16 protein-coding genes are annotated in these 15,522 nt (G+C 66.0%); 5 read left to right on the top strand and 11 right to left on the bottom strand.

The features are described 5' to 3' along the window. Window positions 1–8 precede the first annotated feature (8 nt). The 5 genes from HV765_RS23670 to cynS all read left to right on the top strand — a co-directional run bounded on the left by HV765_RS23670 (window position 9) and on the right by cynS (window position 4,238). Window positions 9–647: a response regulator gene (locus HV765_RS23670; RefSeq protein WP_175171169.1), complete on the top strand. Its 639-nt coding sequence runs from the start codon at window positions 9–11 to the stop codon at window positions 645–647. Window positions 648–783: 136 nt separating this feature from the next. After that, window positions 784–2,142: a CmpA/NrtA family ABC transporter substrate-binding protein gene (locus HV765_RS23665; RefSeq protein ID WP_175171168.1), complete on the top strand. Its 1,359-nt coding sequence runs from the start codon at window positions 784–786 to the stop codon at window positions 2,140–2,142. Further along, window positions 2,142–2,984, top strand: coding sequence for a nitrate ABC transporter permease (gene ntrB / locus HV765_RS23660; RefSeq protein WP_054427847.1), 843 nt, complete (start codon window positions 2,142–2,144; stop codon window positions 2,982–2,984). Before HV765_RS23665 ends, ntrB begins: the two co-directional genes overlap by 1 nt. A 4-nt stretch (window positions 2,985–2,988) precedes the next feature. Further along, entirely contained in the window at window positions 2,989–3,783 is a 795-nt protein-coding gene (locus tag HV765_RS23655; RefSeq protein ID WP_054427848.1) for an ABC transporter ATP-binding protein, read from the top strand. Window positions 3,784–3,794: 11 nt separating this feature from the next. After that, window positions 3,795–4,238: a cyanase gene (gene cynS / locus HV765_RS23650; RefSeq protein ID WP_054427874.1), complete on the top strand. Its 444-nt coding sequence runs from the start codon at window positions 3,795–3,797 to the stop codon at window positions 4,236–4,238. On the opposite strand, the gene pdxK is transcribed toward cynS, so the two are convergent. The 11 genes from pdxK to HV765_RS23595 all read right to left on the bottom strand — a co-directional run bounded on the left by pdxK (window position 4,239) and on the right by HV765_RS23595 (window position 15,133). After that, complete coding sequence (pdxK, locus tag HV765_RS23645; RefSeq protein WP_175171167.1) at window positions 4,239–5,102, bottom strand: pyridoxine/pyridoxal/pyridoxamine kinase; 864 nt, start codon at window positions 5,100–5,102, stop codon at window positions 4,239–4,241. A gap of 58 nt (window positions 5,103–5,160) precedes the next feature. After that, the gene (locus HV765_RS23640; RefSeq protein WP_054427850.1) at window positions 5,161–5,670 is read right to left on the bottom strand and encodes an RES family NAD+ phosphorylase; all 510 of its coding nucleotides are present in this window, start codon (window positions 5,668–5,670) and stop codon (window positions 5,161–5,163) included. Then, on the bottom strand, window positions 5,667–6,104 hold the full coding sequence (locus tag HV765_RS23635) for an MbcA/ParS/Xre antitoxin family protein (protein WP_175171166.1): 438 nt from the start codon (window positions 6,102–6,104) through the stop codon (window positions 5,667–5,669). Before HV765_RS23635 ends, HV765_RS23640 begins: the two co-directional genes overlap by 4 nt. Before the next feature lie 136 nt (window positions 6,105–6,240). Next, window positions 6,241–7,332, bottom strand: a complete 1,092-nt coding sequence (locus HV765_RS23630) for a peptidylprolyl isomerase (RefSeq protein ID WP_175171165.1) — start codon at window positions 7,330–7,332, stop codon at window positions 6,241–6,243. Window positions 7,333–7,350: 18 nt separating this feature from the next. Beyond that, on the bottom strand, window positions 7,351–7,872 hold the full coding sequence (locus tag HV765_RS23625; RefSeq protein WP_254600715.1) for a YbjN domain-containing protein: 522 nt from the start codon (window positions 7,870–7,872) through the stop codon (window positions 7,351–7,353). A gap of 85 nt (window positions 7,873–7,957) precedes the next feature. Beyond that, window positions 7,958–8,650: a DNA repair protein gene (locus HV765_RS23620; RefSeq protein WP_175171164.1), complete on the bottom strand. Its 693-nt coding sequence runs from the start codon at window positions 8,648–8,650 to the stop codon at window positions 7,958–7,960. Window positions 8,651–8,654: 4 nt separating this feature from the next. Further along, window positions 8,655–10,349, bottom strand: a complete 1,695-nt coding sequence (locus HV765_RS23615) for a putative porin (protein ID WP_054427854.1) — start codon at window positions 10,347–10,349, stop codon at window positions 8,655–8,657. Window positions 10,350–10,385: 36 nt separating this feature from the next. Further along, the gene (locus tag HV765_RS23610; RefSeq protein ID WP_054427855.1) at window positions 10,386–11,099 is read right to left on the bottom strand and encodes a TonB C-terminal domain-containing protein; all 714 of its coding nucleotides are present in this window, start codon (window positions 11,097–11,099) and stop codon (window positions 10,386–10,388) included. Between the two features lie 17 nt (window positions 11,100–11,116). Continuing rightward, the gene (locus HV765_RS23605; protein ID WP_006222018.1) at window positions 11,117–11,536 is read right to left on the bottom strand and encodes an ExbD/TolR family protein; all 420 of its coding nucleotides are present in this window, start codon (window positions 11,534–11,536) and stop codon (window positions 11,117–11,119) included. 9 nt (window positions 11,537–11,545) lie between these two features. Next, window positions 11,546–13,477 carry a DUF2341 domain-containing protein gene (locus tag HV765_RS23600; RefSeq protein ID WP_175171163.1) on the bottom strand — a complete coding sequence of 644 codons (1,932 nt, stop codon included), beginning with the start codon at window positions 13,475–13,477 and terminating at the stop codon, window positions 11,546–11,548. 39 nt (window positions 13,478–13,516) lie between these two features. Next, window positions 13,517–15,133, bottom strand: coding sequence for a ShlB/FhaC/HecB family hemolysin secretion/activation protein (locus HV765_RS23595; RefSeq protein WP_054427857.1), 1,617 nt, complete (start codon window positions 15,131–15,133; stop codon window positions 13,517–13,519). Between the last annotated feature and the right edge of the window lie 389 nt (window positions 15,134–15,522).

The following is a 15,522-nucleotide window of genomic DNA, read 5'->3' as shown; positions in this document are numbered from 1 at the left end:
ATTTCGCCATGGCCCTGAACCTGCTCATCGTTGACGACCACCTCATCATCCGCCGCGGCCTTGCCCGCATCCTGGAAGAAGACCCACGCGTGGCGCTCGTGGACGAAGCCGCCGACGCGCCTTCCGCCTTGCGCGCCCTGCGTCAAACCCACTACGACGCCATCGTGCTGGACGTCGCGCTAGGCGAACGTGACGGCCTGGACGTCCTGAAGACCGTGCGCGCCGACTACCCCGCATTGGGCGTCGTCATGCTGTCCGTCTACCCCGAAACCCAGTTCGCCGTGCGCGCCCTGCGCACCGGCGCGCACGCCTACCTGAACAAAGGCTGCGACCCCGACGAACTGCTGTCCGCGCTTGTCAACGCCGCCGCCGGAAAACTGTACGTCACCCCCGCCGTCGCCGAACTGCTGGCCCACACCGTCCGCCAGGACACCACCCGCCCCCCGCACGAACAACTGTCCAACCGCGAATTCCAGGTCTTGCAGCTGCTGGTCGCCGGCCGATCCGTATCCGCCATCGGCGAACAACTGGCCTTGTCCGTCAACACCATCTCCACCTACCGCAGCCGCATCTTCGAAAAGCTCGGCGTGCGCACGCTGGTGGAACTGGTCGCCTACGCCAACACGCACCAGCTGGGTGCGCTTTAAGCCCACGCGCACCACCCCGGCGCACACCGCGCACCGCGTAGTAGATCCCCTACACGCATATCGTCGAACCCGGGATACCGCCCCCGCGCGGCCGGCCCCATGATGGCTCCAACCCCCTCTAGGCCGGAGCCATCCCATGTCCCTATTCAGCAATCCGTTCGACGCCAACAGCCGTCTTGCCTGCGGCTGCGGCCGCCATGCCTCGCAGGCCGAACACGAACGCGCCGCGCAAGCGGCCACATCATCCGCCACGGACAACGCGGTAGAACAGGCCGTAATGCGCGCCCTGTTCCCGCAAGACGCGCTGCGCCGCCGCTTCCTGCGCGCCGTGGGCAGCAGCACCGCCATGGCCGCCATTGCGTCGATCTTCCCGCTGGCCGCCGCCCGCGAAGCCTTCGCGCAATCCACCGGCCCGCTGGAAAAACAGAAACTCAAAGTCGGCTTCATCCCCATCACCTGCGCCACGCCCATCATCATGGCGCACCCCATGGGCTTCTACGCCAAGCAAGGCCTGGATGTGGAAGTGGTCAAGACCGCCGGCTGGGCGCTGATCCGCGACAAAGCCATGTCCGGCGAATTCGACGCCGCCCACATGCTGTCGCCCATGCCGCTGGCGATCTCGATGGGCGTGGGCGCCAGCCGCGCCGTGCCGTGGACGATGCCCGCCGTGGAAAACATCAACGGCCAGGCCATCACGCTGTCCATGAAGCACAAAGACCGCCGTGACCCCAAGGACTGGAAGGGCTTCAAGTTCGCCGTGCCGTTCGACTACTCCATGCACAACTACCTGTTGCGCTACTACCTGGCCGAGCACGGTCTTGACCCCGACACCGACGTGCAGATCCGTTCCGTGCCGCCCCCGGAAATGGTGGCCAACCTGCGCGCCGACAACATCGACGGCTTCCTGGCGCCTGACCCCGTCAACCAGCGCGCCGTGTACGACGGCGTGGGCTTCATCCACACGCTGTCCAAAGCCATCTGGGACGGCCACCCCTGCTGCGCATTTTCCGCCAGCAAGGAATTCGTCACGACGATGCCCAACACCTACCAGGCGCTGCTGAAGTCCATCATCGAAGCCACCGCCTACGCCCGCGACCCGAAGCACCGCAAGGAAATCGCCACCGCCATCGCCGCGCCCAACTACTTGAACCAGCCCGTCACCGTGGTCGAACAAGTGCTGACCGGCACCTACGCCGACGGCCTGGGCAAAGTGCTGACCGACCCCAACCGCATCGACTTCGATCCCATGCCCTGGCAATCGTTTGCCGTGTGGATACTGACGCAGATGAAACGCTGGGGCCAGATCAAGGGCGACGTCGACTACCAGAAGGTGGCCGCCGACGTCTTCCTGGCGACCGACGCCGTGCGCCTGATGCGCGAAGCCGGCCTGACCCCGCCCGCTGAAACCAACAAGACCTTCAGCATCATGGGCAAACCGTTCGACCCCACCCAGCCTGAAGCCTATCTGGCCGGCTTCAAGATCCGGAGGACCTGATGCGGTCCATGCAATATTGGCGGGCAACGTTCCTGTCCGTCGCGCTGTTCCTCGCGTTTCTGCTGCTCTGGCACGCCGCCACCCGCCCCGACACGGGCGGTGTGGCCGTGGACCCGGCCTATGCGGCACTGGTCGGCAATGCGGCGGCCAGCGGTTCGAAGACGCCCTTCCCCGGCCCCGCCGAGGTGGGCGAGAAACTGTGGCAACACATCAAAGACCCGTTCTACGACCGCGGCCCCAACGACAAAGGCATCGGCGTGCAGCTGGCGTATTCGGTGGCGCGCGTGCTGACGGGCTTTGGCCTGGCGGCACTGGTAGCGATACCGCTGGGCTTTCTGATTGGCATGTCGAAGACCGTCTACCGCGCCTTCGACCCCTTCATCCAGGTGCTCAAACCGATTTCACCGCTGGCGTGGATGCCGCTGGCGCTCTACACCATCAAAGACGCCGACACGTCCGCCATCTTCGTGATCTTCATCTGCTCGCTGTGGCCGATGCTGGTGAACACCGCGTTCGGCGTGGGCGCCGTGCGGCAAGACTGGCTGAACGTAGCGCGCACGCTGGAAGTGTCGCGCCTGCGCACCGCGTTGCAGGTGATTCTGCCTGCCGCCGCGCCCACCATCATGACGGGCATGCGCATTTCGGTGGGCATCGCCTGGCTGGTGATCGTGGCCGCCGAAATGCTCATCGGCGGCACCGGCATCGGCTACTTCGTCTGGAATGAATGGAACAACCTGTCCATCGCCAACATCATCTGCGCGATCTTCTTCATTGGCCTGATCGGCATGCTGCTGGACACCTTGCTGGCGCGCGCGGCGCGGCTGGTCAGCTATCGGGAGTAACGCCATGAGCCATGCATTTCTGCAAGTCCAGGGCCTGGGCAAACGCTACCCGGGCCGCAACGGCCAACCCCAGCCGCCGGTGTTCGAGAACATTGATTTCGACATCGAGCAAGGCCAGTTCGTCTGCGTCATCGGCCATTCGGGTTGCGGCAAGACGACCATCCTGAATGTGCTGGCCGGCATCGACGACACCAGCGAAGGCGTCGTCATCATGGACGGCCGCCAGATCTCTGGCCCGTCGCTGGAGCGCGGCGTTGTGTTCCAGGCGCATGCGCTGTTGCCGTGGCTGACCGCGCTGCAAAACGTGGAATTCGGCGTGCGTTCGCGCTGGCCCGCCTACACCCGCGAACAGGTGCGCGAACACAGCATGCGCTATCTGGACATGGTGGGCCTGGCGCATGCAGCGGCCAAGAAACCCAGCGAGTTGTCGGGCGGCATGAAGCAGCGCGTGGGCATCGCCCGCGCCTTCGCCATCCAGCCCAAGATGCTCTTGCTGGACGAACCCTTTGGCGCGCTGGACGCGCTGACGCGCGGCACCATTCAGGATGAGCTGCGCAGCATCGTTCAGCAAACCCGCCAGACCGTATTCATGATCACGCACGACGTGGACGAAGCCATTCTGCTGTCGGACCGCATCCTTCTCATGAGCGCGGGCCCCTACGCCCGCATTGCCGAGTCCGTCAGCGTGGACCTGCCGCGCGACCGGACGCGCGCCAGCCTGCACCACGAACCCCGCTACTACGAAATCCGCAACCATCTCGTCGACTTCCTGGTCGACAAGGCATCCCACAAGGAGTGAATCCCATCATGATGTCCCGCGCTGAAGTCACCGAACTGATCGTTACCCGCAAGCTGGAAAAGAAGCTCAGCTGGTCCGCCATTGCCGAGGCCGTGGGCCAGAGCAAGGAATGGACCACCGCCGCATTGCTGGGCCAGATGACCCTTACCGAGGAACAGGCGCTGGCCGCCGCCCGCGTGCTGGACCTGCCCGCCGACGCCGTGGTGCAGCTGCAAGTGGTGCCTTACAAGGGCTCGCTGCCCACCTCGGTGCCGACCGACCCGCTCATCTACCGCTTCTACGAACTGATCAACGTCTACGGCACCACCTTCAAGGCGCTGATCAATGAAGAATTTGGCGACGGCATCATGAGCGCCATCGACTTCAAGATGGACCTGTCGCGCGAAGCCGACCCCAAGGGCGACCGCGTGCAGATCGTGATGAGCGGCAAGTTCCTGCCGTACAAGACGTACTGATCAGTCGTCCACCGCCAGCTCTTCCCACGCCAGCTCGCGCGTGCGGACAAGCGTGGCGGTGACCAAGGCCGCGGCCTCGCGCACGGCTTCGGGCAAGTCCTGCCCGGTCAGCAGCTTGGCCGTGACGCTGGCCATGAACACGTCGCCGGTGCCATGCACCGACGGCGGAATGGCGATCTCGGGGTGCGTGACCACGCTGACGTTGTCGCGCGTCACCACCGCCAGCTGCAAAGTGCCCGGCGCCGCCGCCATCGGCGCGGCGCTGGTCACGACAATCCATTGCGGCCCCAGCGCGATGAGTTCGCGGGCGGCCACCACCACCTCTTCCATCGTCGACAAGGCGCGGCCTGCCAGCAGCTCAAGTTCGAAATGGTTCGGCGTCATGCCATCGGCCAAGGGCACCAGCAGGCTGCGGTACTGCGCGACCAGCCCCTCGTTCACGTACAGGCCATCGTTGCGGTCGCCCATGACGGGATCAATGTGCACGCGCACGTCCGGCCGCGCCGCACGCAAGGCCGGCAGCCATTGCGCCAGCAAGTCCGCCTGCCCCGGCTGGCCCAGATAGCCGCAGACGACCGCGCGCGCCACCTTGGTGACGCCACGCTCGTCCAGGCCCTTCAACAAGCCTTCGAACCAGTCCAGCGGCACCGCGCCGCCATGCAGCGTGGGATAGTGCGGCGTGTTGCTCAAGAGCACCGTCGGCACGGCAATGGCCCGCAGGCCGGCGCGGCGAAATACCGGCATGGCGGCGTTGTTGCCAACATAGCCATAGACGACTTGGGACTGGATGGAAACGATGTCCACCTGCGCGGTGTAGGCGGGCAACGCTGCGCCCGTCTCGGGGGCAGCGGAGATTGCGGTCATACGTCGGGCTCCTGACAGGAACGAAAGGCACGCCGGCCCACGCCGGCTGTGCCACATTCTAGTCCTGCCCGCCCCCGGCATCCGCCGCGGCCAGCCAGGCGGCGTCTTCCCGCACCGCGCGGGCGATGCCCGCCAGGTGTGGCGCATAGGGATACGCCACTGACGACACGATCTGGCATTGCGACAACTGGGGATGCGCCGCGTTCAGCAAATACTGCACGCCCCCCGCCGCCGATGGCACGCGCAGCAGCAGCGACTCGCCGCTGGCCAACCACGCGTTGCCCAGCGCGCGGGTGGCGGGCAGATCCGTTTGCCAATGCACGGGCAGATCGGCCTCGCTGACGACATCGCTGACGGCCCCGCCGGGCGCCTTCACTTCCAGCAGGAAGTAGTGGCGCGGCAAGGCGCGCGGATGCGCGACTTCGGACAACGCCAGCCGGGCGAACACGGCGGCGGCGGGATTCGCATCCAGCACCACCACCGGCGCGCCGGCACTGTGCCAGCGGCCCGCTGGCCGCGCCCGAGGCTGCAAGTCCTGGCTATTGCTTAAGCGCCAGAGCGCAATCATGGGCCGTTTCCTTCATCAATATCGACCAGCCATTCTTCAATGACCGCGGCGTAGCGCCCGTGTTGGCACAGCAGCAACGGCACCCGGCCATGCAGCCGCCGCTTCGGCGTGCATAGCCAGCGCCGCGCCTCATCGCGGCCGCCGAAGATAAGCTCCGCCAGCCACGCCACGCGAATCGCCCGATACAGCACGCGCAGGTCGGCCAAGTCCAGGCCGAGCGCGCGCGCCGGGTCTCGCCCGCGACGGGATGCGGGCTGCGGCAACGCGAATGGCGACGGCAGGGGTGTAGACCTCGCCAGGGGCATCGACGACGCCCCCGCCACGGCCATCGATGACGCCCCCGGCAACGACATCGGCATCAAGGGAAACCAGCGCGCAAGTTCGTCGGGAAACGTCAGCCGTAGCGCCTGCAACAGCGCCGCCGCGTCTTGCATGCTGGCTGGCGGCTGGGCGCTGCCCAGCGCTTGCGTCAGGCGCTGGTCAAGCGCGTGGGTGATCGCGCTTGCCGCGTCATGCAGGCCACCATGAAGCCCATCATCACGCCCGTCTTGCCCCCCATCCTGAAACCCATCACGGGGCGCGTGCGACGGACGGGGCGTTGGTCTGACCGGCCGCGCTTTGTTCAAACGCGGCATTGAGGGCTGCGCCATCGATGCTGACGGTTCCGGCATTCAGCAGTCCCTCCATATAGGCCCGCGCGGCCAGTTCCTGACGTTGATTACGCAGCGCAACGCGCAGCTCGTCCTTCACCTGCTCAAACGGCGTCACGCTGGCCGGCTGCGACGCCGTCAGCTTCAGGATGTGAAACCCCGCCGCCGACTGCACCGGGGCCGACACCTCGCCCGCCTTCATCTGCGCCACCACCGGCCGCATCTCGGGCGTCAGCTGCGCCAAGGGCACGTAGCCAATGTCGCCGCCTTGCGCCCGCGTGGTCTCGTCGCGCGATTGGCTTTGGGCCAACGCCGCGAAATCGGCCTTCGGCGCCTGCGCGCGTTTGGCCAGGTCTTGCGCCTGCTTGCGCGCCGCCGCCACCGCGTCTGCATCGCTTAACGCCGCGGGCAAAAAGATCTGGCTGACGCGGTACTGCGCCGGCACCGTCAGCTGCGGCTTGGCGCGCTCGTAGGCGGCTTGCAGATCGGCGTCCGACGGATAGGCGTCGGGTGCGCGGCTGACGGAATCCAGATAGCTCTGCACCACGATGCGCTCTTGCGCCGCTTGCACGGCGCGCTTGATCTCGGGCTTGTCCTGCCAGCCCTGCGCACGCGCCTGCTCGATCAGCGCACGCTCGGCCAGACGCGCGCGCAGCCACTGCTCCAGACCCGCCCGGTTGTCCTGCAATTGCTGGCGCGCCTGCGGCGGCATGGTCTGCAACTGGCGCAGTAGTTCGTCGCGTTCGACGCGAACCGCGCCCAAGGTGGCGATGGGTGGCGTTTGAGGCGCGGGCGCGGCGGCGGACGACGCGACCGATGGGGCGGCGGAGGCGACGGCTTTGGCCGGAGCCGAAGCCAGCGTCGGGGCTGGGCCAGAATTTTTGGCCGGGGTCGCCTCGCTGCTTTGCGCATCGTTGCCGCGCATCAACGCCACCGCGCCCGCCAGCACGGCAATCAACAACACGGCCGCCGTCAGGCGCAGGCGGTTCGAGGAAGTCAGGGTCTTGGTCATGAAGAGTGCCTCAAGGCATCAATGCGCGGTAGCGGCTTCGGTCTCGGCGTTGGCCTCAAGCGCGGGCGCGGCTTCGGTCTCGGCGTTAGCATCAGGCGCAGGCGCGGCCTCGCCATCCTGCCCCGTTGCATTCGCGCGCAGGAACAGCAGAAACTCTTGCAGCAAGCGGTCCCAGAGTTCCGTCGTTGCGCGCAAGTACGATTCCGACACGCCGCCCGCCACAATCACGTCCAGCTCCAGCACCAAAAACACGCCTTGCACCGACAGGCGGGCAAAGCGCTTTTCCACGTTCCAGCGCTCGGCAAGCCCCGGCGGCACGTCGCCTTGCACGCGCAGCGCGCAGCTCAGCGTGTAGTCCAGATAGTGGCCGTCGTGCTGGGAGGGGTTACCCATGCGGGCAGCAAAGCCCACGCCTTGGCTGGCGCTCAGCAACTGCACCGAGCCGTTCTGTTCGGACAGCGTCACGCGGTAGCCCACCGATTGCAGCAGCGCTTGCAGGCGCTCGGCGTTCACGTCAAGAATCAGGCCGGCCTCGGCCATGGCAACGTCAGCCGTTGCCACTTCGGTCGTTTCAATTTCAGTCATTTCAAATTTCCTGGATACGCAAAAATTAATCTGGAACAGACTACGGGTTGGACGTTGCAGCCGCTTGACTGCGCGGCGCTTGCGCGTCGTACAGCTTGTCGCCATAGGCTTGCGCCTGTTCCTCGAACTGCACGCGCGCCTTGCCGGCAAACGGTTGCTTCAGCGCCAGGATGTCGCCCGTGCTGATGCGTTCATAGGCGTTAAGAATTTCCTTGCCGGCCACGTACATCTCGCGGTTCTTCGCCACGCATACCTTGACCTCTTCATCGCGCTGGGCGAGCGTGCGCGCCAACGCCACGCGCTCGGTTTCCTTTGCGCGCGACAGCGTCAGCAACTCGTCATACGCGCCCTTGAACTTGCCCAGCTGCGCATGGCTGGCTGCGGCTTGCGCCTGGACGCTTTCCAGCATGGCCTCTTGCTGGCCGGCCAGCTTTTCGGCTTGCCCACGGCTCTTGGCCAACTGCGCACGCAGCGACTCCAGCTCTTTCTGCGCGGCGTCGCGTTGCGTTTCCGCGGCCGTCTTGGCCGCGTTGATCTGCGCCTGCTCGCTTTGCAATTGCTGCAGCTGCTGCGTGGTGCTGCGCAGTTGCGCGCGCAGGCGCTCTTCCATGCTTTCAGCCTGCGCGGCGCTCCCTATGCTCAAGCCCGCCGCGCACAAGGCCACGGCGGCGGCCAGGCGCCGGCCGCGCCCGGACGAATGGCGGGATGCATCCCCTACGATGTGCATGTTCATGGCCTTAGAACCTGGCGTTGATTTCAAACTGCATCGTGTCGATGGCCAAGGGCGCACCATAGATCTCCTTGGTGCTCATCCAGCGGAACACGCCGTACACGTTCTTCTCGAACGCGTAGCCCGCGCCGATGTAGTAGCCGCGCGCATTCGTGCCGCCCTGGTGGAACGACGAATCGTTGAACGCATCGGGCAGCGCGTCCGGCTGGATGTACTTGTAGCCAACAAAGGCCAGCCAATCGCCCTTTTCCTTCAGGTCGTACGAACGGCCCAGCGTGGCTTGCAGCATCCAGGCGTTGGGGCCGCTTTCGATGTCGCCGTTATCGCCGAAGTTATTGACGATGTAGCCTTGCGAGCGGCTCGCCATCTTGCTCTTGCTGTAAGCCAGGTTGCGGATGTAGTTACCGTTCAGGCGCAGGCCCAGGCCGTCAAACACGCGCGTGTCCCAACGCAGGTTCAAGTCCAGCAAGTCGAACTTGGACGCCAGGCCCACGTATTGCGGCTGCGGCGTGTCGGCCGGGTTGAGCGGGTTGGGCGCGATGTTGCGCAACAGGAACAGCGTGTTGCCCTTCTGCATGAAGGCGGGGCGCGACCAATCGGTATCGCAGCTTTCATCCCCCGCCCACGGCGAACACGCGCTGGATCGCTTGCCCGCGATGTTGTCGAAGTGGTAGTAGGCCAGCGCGCCGCGCAGGCTGTTCTGGTTGTTGATCTTCCAGTCGGCGCCCACTTGCCCGCCCAGCAGCCACTTGTTCTCGGTGGCGCCTTCGCTCATCGACGACGAGTTCCAGCCGTTGTTCGCGTACTCCGTCGCAAACGCGCCCAGCGTGCCGAACAGCGTCACGTCGCGGCCTTGCAGCGGCTGCTTGAAAATCGCGGCGATGCCGTCAAAGTTCAGGTCGTTGGAGAACAGCGTGTCGGTGGATTCGAAGGGGTTGGCGATGCGCCCGCCCGTCACCGTGGCCCACTTGGCCGGGCGATAGGTCAGGTAAGCCTGATCCAGCCAGATGTCTTTCTTGCCCATGCCGCCGCCCAGCGTCTGGGACGTGGAGACCGGGCTGTCGTCGCTGCCGGTCGCCAGCCGGATGCCGGCCGTCCAGTCGTCGGAAATCTCGGCGCGCACGCCCAGGCGGGCGCGAATGCGCAGCTGATTGCGGCGGTCTTCGCGCGTGTTCAGCATGGGCGGATAGCCGCCGTTGGTGTTGGGGTTGACGTCGTACGGGCCATTGGCGTTCAGCTTGGCGAAGTCCGTGATTTCGTTGCTGTTGCCGCCGTTATAGAAACGCGATTCGTCGCGCACGCGCACGTCGCCTTCCACCGTGATGCGCGACACCCAATCGGGGAACGTGTTGGGCTGCGCCCAGTTCTCTTCCTTGGCCTGCACCATGACTTCGGCCTTGACCTCGTCACGGATCTGATCGCGCACGGTCTGCGGAATGTAGGGCACGCGCACATCGCCCGCTTGCGCGACGGCCGCGCCGCGATCTGGCGTGGCCTGGCGCGCCGTCTTGGCTTCAGCTTCGGCCTGCGCGACCAGCGCGTCGGCTTGTTCGGGCTTGAGCACGCCTTGCTGCACCAGCAGGCGGATCAGGTTGATGGTGGCGTTCTCGGACGGCGCGGGCGCGGAATGCGCCGGCAGCGCGGCGGCGCCTGCGGCGGCCAGCGCCAGCGATGCCGCCAGCCGGTTCAGTTGGAACTTCATGCTTAGGTCACTCCAGGATCGGTTCTATTCAGGACATCAAGAGGGGCGGCGGCCGGTGAGCGAGGCGCGGATCGGCATGTTGGCCGAGGCCGGCGGGCGTTCATCCAGGCCTGGCACGGCGCGCAACGCCGCGACCACGCGGGCGTCGACATCGGCGTCACCACTGCCCCGGGTCAGTTCCACGCGCGTGATCTGGCCGGACGCCGTGAGCCAGATGTTGGCTTGCAGGCGGAAGGTCAGATTGCGGGTGCGTTCGTCTTCGCGCAGGATCTTTTGCAGCGCGTAGGCTAGGTACTGGCTGTAGGTAGCGTTGCCTGCCCGGCCGCCGCCCCCGCCCGACATGCCCTTGCCCTGCCCCGCGCCGATGTTGAACGCGTCGCTGCCGGCTTGCGCGTCGCCATCGATCTGCATGGGGTTGGCCAGGTCATCGGCGGGGCGCGGCGGCGCTTCGTCCTGCGGTTTGGGCGGTTCGGGCGTAGGCGTCGGCTCGGGCTCGGGCGTGGCCACCGGTTCTTCCTTGGGCGGCTCGGGCTCCGGCGGCTTCTCGGGTTCGGGCGGCGGCGGCGGGGGCGGCGGCAGCGGGATGATGGCCGTGACCTTGGGCGCATCGCGCCGGACACCGGACATATCGTTGGCCCAGCGCCAAAGCGCGTAGGCCGCCACGATCGCCGCCACCGCCACGGCCGCCAGCTTCAGCCAGCGGCGCGCCGGATGCGGAACGCGCGAGGAATCGGATGCGTGTTGCGGCATGACGTTGGTCCCGGCCCCTATTGCGGCTTGCCGGTAACGAGACCGACCTGCGCAAGTTCCAGACGGCGCAACAGGTCCAGCACTTCCACGACCTTCTGGTATTGCACGGCGGCGTCGCCGCGCACAATGACCGGGAAGTCAGGGTTCAGCGCTTTCTCCGTGCGCAGCCGGTCTTCGAGCTCGGGCAAGGTGACCGGGTAGGCGTCCAGGAACACCTGGCCGGCATCGTTGACGGAAATCGCCTTGGTCTTCGGCTGCGACAAGGCCATGGTGGAACTGGCCTTGGGCAGGTTGACCTTGATGCCGGCGATTTGCGCGGTGGCGGTCAGAATGAACATGACCAGCACCACCATCAGCACGTCGACCAGCGGCGTGATGTTGATACCGTCGACGGGTGCGTCGTCATCATCGTCCTGGGAGGCGGATACGGAAGCCATGGTTGCTCCTTACGCTTCGGCGGCTGCGGGTTGGACGTCGCGGCCCACCTCGCGCGCGGCGGGGCGGCCCGCGGCCGGCGCACGCGTGGCGGGGTGATGGGCAGCTTCCTGCGCTTGCGACTCGCCGTGTACTTCGGCCAGACGCGTGACGAACTCGTCGACGAACACGCGCATGTCGGCGCTGACTTCCTTGTTGCGCGACACCAGGCGGTTGTAGCCAAACAGCGCCGGGATGGCCACGAAGAGACCCATCGCGGTGGCCAGCAAGGCCGCGGCCATGCCGGGTGCGATAGCGTTGATGTTCACGTCGCCCGCCATGGCCGTACCCAGAAACACCACCATGATGCCCAGCACCGTGCCCAGCAGGCCGATGTACGGGCCGCCGGCAATGGCGTTGGACAGCGAGCCAAGCTTGGCGCCCAGCACCTGGTTTTCCTTGGTGCGCACGGCGTCCATCGATGCGCGGATGGCTTCGATGGTGGCTGCCGAGATCGACGTGGTGTCTGCACCTTGCGCACGGCGCGTGCGGATTTCATTGATGGCCACGCGGTACAGGCGCCACAGGGACGCGTGTTCCAGGCGCGTGGCCAGGCCCTTGTCATCGGCCAGCAATTCCAGGCGCTGGCCCACCGTGGCGAACGACTCGCGGAAGGCGTCATTGGCGCGCGCCAGACGCGCCACGTGGCGGCTCTTCTTGATCATGATGATCCAGGACTGCACCATCATCAGCACCAGCACGCCGATGATGATCCACGCGTCCACCGGCACAGCCTTGAGCAGAAAGCCCAGGCCGCCAAAACCGAAGCCCGACTGTTCTTCGTCGGCCCCATACGCCACCAGACGCGACTCTGCGCCTTGCGACGTGGCGTCGGCGTAGATCAGCGCGGCGGGGCGCGCCACCTTCGACAAACGCACTTCATCGATGGCGCCCACAAACGGCGCGTACACCGGACGCGGCGCGGGTGCGGCTTCAGCGGGAACCGTGCCGTCAGCAGCAGGCGTGGCCGCGGCCGGGGCGACAGGTACAACCGGCATCGGCACATCGCCACCCAACGCGGCGGTGGTCGCCAGCGGCGGCAGGCTCGCGGCCAGCGACGCGGTGGCGCGGCCGTTCACATACAGATGGACCTGGCTGCCATCGGCCGTCACGGCCAGATGCTGCCAGGCGGCGGGGGTCAGCGGCTGGCCGGGCTGGCTGCGCTGGCCGTTCACTTCCACAAAAGGCACGCCCTGGTTGAGTCCGATCAGCAAGGCGTTACCGGCGTCGCGGCGGGCATAGACGAGCTGTTCGCCGGCCGGTTGGTCAGCGCGCACCCAGGCGCTGAACGTGAACGCGCCCGCGGCGGGAATGGCCAGCGAGGGGCTGGCGGGCAACATCAAGGGGGCTGCGCCCGTGAACTGCGCGGCGCGTCCAATCACGCCATCAACGGCAGCTCCCGTGGGCGTCTGGCCGTGGTTGCTGTAGGCCGTGGTGTCGCGCGGCGGCGCACCGGCCGCGCCATCAAAGTGATAGACCAGCGTGTAGTTGGGGTCAAACGTCAGTTGGCCATTGGCGGACGCCGGCGCCTTCTGGTTGCCGTAGTACATCCAGATGTCCTGGCGCTGGCCGTCGGCCACCTCCGGCACGTCCACCCACACCAGCGCCATGCCCAGCAAGGGGTCGAACGATTCCAGCTGGTGGTTCAGCACGGTCTGGTCGTCTGCCGCCACGAAGCGGATGTCGGCGCCCTTCTCATGGATGCCATCGAACGTGAAGTTGCCGGTATGCAGGCGAACCAGCAGCGGCGTGCGGCCGGCGGCGCCGCCCAGCGGCATGCCTTGCGCGGTGCTGTCGACGGTGATCTGTTTGCGGTACTGCCAGTCTGGCTGCCACCAGGCGTGGGCGGCGGACGGCAATACGCCGGCCAGCACGGTCAGTAGGAGCATCAATAGGCGTTGCATGGATAAGACTCCGGGGGTGAATGAGGAAACGGCGCGCGCTCAGAAGCTGGCGCGAACGCTGAAGTTCAGGCGGGGATCATGTTTGCGGGTGTTGGGGCCGTCTTTCAGCGGATAGCCCCAGTCCAACGAGCCGGACAGCCAATCCAGCACCTGCATGCGGGTGCCCAGGCCAACGCTGGCCAGCGAGTAGCTGGAATCCTGTTCGGGCAAGGGGTCGCGCAGGCGCAGGGTGGCGGCGTCGGCAAAGGCGTAGAAGCGCCACTCGTTGACGTTCGCGCCCAGCCAGCGCGCAAGCGACGGCGTGCGCCATTCGACCGAGCCCAACACACCGTCGTCGCCCGTGCGTTCGGCCGCCAGGTAACCGCGCACGCTGGTCGCGCCGCCGGCTGAGAATTGCTCGTTGGACACCAGCGCGCCAGACGCCAGCTGGAACGCACCGCGCAGGCCCAGCTGCCAGTCGCCAAACAGGTTTTGCGTATGCGTGCCGTCGCCACGCAGCAAGGCGAAGCTGGGGCTGGCTTGATAGCGCTTGTCGTCGAATTCCTTCCAGTCGCTGCCCTGGTTGAAGAACGAACCGCTGGCGCCCACGATGGACAGGCCCACACTGCTTTGCGACGACTCGGAATAGCGGTAGCCGTTGTACGCGAGCGTGAACGGCAGGTACTTGATGGGAATCTGGTCTTCGTTGGCGCCAAAGCGGGTGGACTCGTCGAACTTCTTGTAGTCCAGGCCAACAGACAACGAGTTGCTCCAGTCGCCCTGCGGGTCCATCGTGTAGATGGCCGACAGCCCGAACGAATAGCCCTTGCCCAGCACGTTGGTGCCGCCGATGGTGGCCACGTTGCTGTCGCTCTTGTAGCCCGAGAATTGCAGGCCCCAGCGCGGCGCAAGCGGCATCGAGTACGAACCCGACCAGACCTTGGCGTTGTCGGTTTCCTGGGGCGCGGTGAAGAACGTCAGGCTGACGGAATGCCCCAGCTGCCACAGGTTGTCGTAGCCCAGCGACGCGGTGCTGCGCAAACGCGTGGTGTCGGCGCTGTAGTCGTTGTTCAGGCCCACGCTGGCGTGCCAGGGGCTTTTGTCTTCGACCTTCAGGTCCACGTCCATCGTGCCGGGCATGCGCCCTTCCTTCACCACCGGCACCACCTGGCGGCTGGCGCCCTTGTTCAGGTTGGTCAGCTCGGCTTGCGCGCGGTTGAAGTTGGGCACTTCGCCTTCCTTCAAGGCGGGCACTTCGTCGCGAATCGTCAGCGGCGAATAGTGCTGCGCGCCCACCACCCGCACGCGGCCGACCTTGGTCTCGGAGACTTGCAGGAACACGATGCCATCGGCCACCTGCTGCTCGGGCAGGTCCACATACACCGACTGAAAGCCGCGTTCCTGATAGATCGTCTGCAAGGCTTCGCGCGCCGATTCAATATCGGCCAGCGTGCGGTCAGGGCCCAGGTAGGGGTAGACGGCGCGCTCGATGTCGCGCGCCTCAAGCACGGTGTTGCCCCGCACGATGTACTCGTTGATGTTGACCAAACGTGCGGCGGCCTCGCCTGGCGCGCCCTGCGCCCCGGCTGCGTTGATCGCCAGGGCCAGAACAAGCGCTTGCGGCGCGCGGCGCAATATGGCGCGCAAGGCGCTGCCCCTACTGTCGAAATCATGCATAGCGATGCACTCAGTTCCTTGTGTGAAAACCGGTCAAATACCGGCTGCTACCGTGCAGCGCTTCGCGACAATCCCGTTACGGTTTTCGCCCGCAACCCTGCGTCTACAGCTTCTGCTTGTTACTAGACGTACTGGCACGCCCAAGACCACGCGTTGTAAGAAAAACTTCATGAAAAAAATCACGGCGGGAGTTCAAGGGGGCTGTCATGGCGTGGATGTCGGCTGGGATGTCGGCTGGGATTCTGGCCGCGCAAGATGACGGCGCTAGCGCTTCGTTGCGCAAATTTCCCGGCACGAATTTCTTGCCGAAAAAAAGGCGGCCAGTGATCACTGGCCGCCTCATGACAAGGGGATGACGGCCAGCAACGCGTTGGCCGCCCCTGGCATCG

The sequence above is a fragment of the Achromobacter kerstersii genome (assembly GCF_902859595.1).
Classification (GTDB): domain Bacteria; phylum Pseudomonadota; class Gammaproteobacteria; order Burkholderiales; family Burkholderiaceae_B; genus Achromobacter; species Achromobacter kerstersii.
This window is presented reverse-complemented; position numbering and strand designations above follow the sequence as displayed.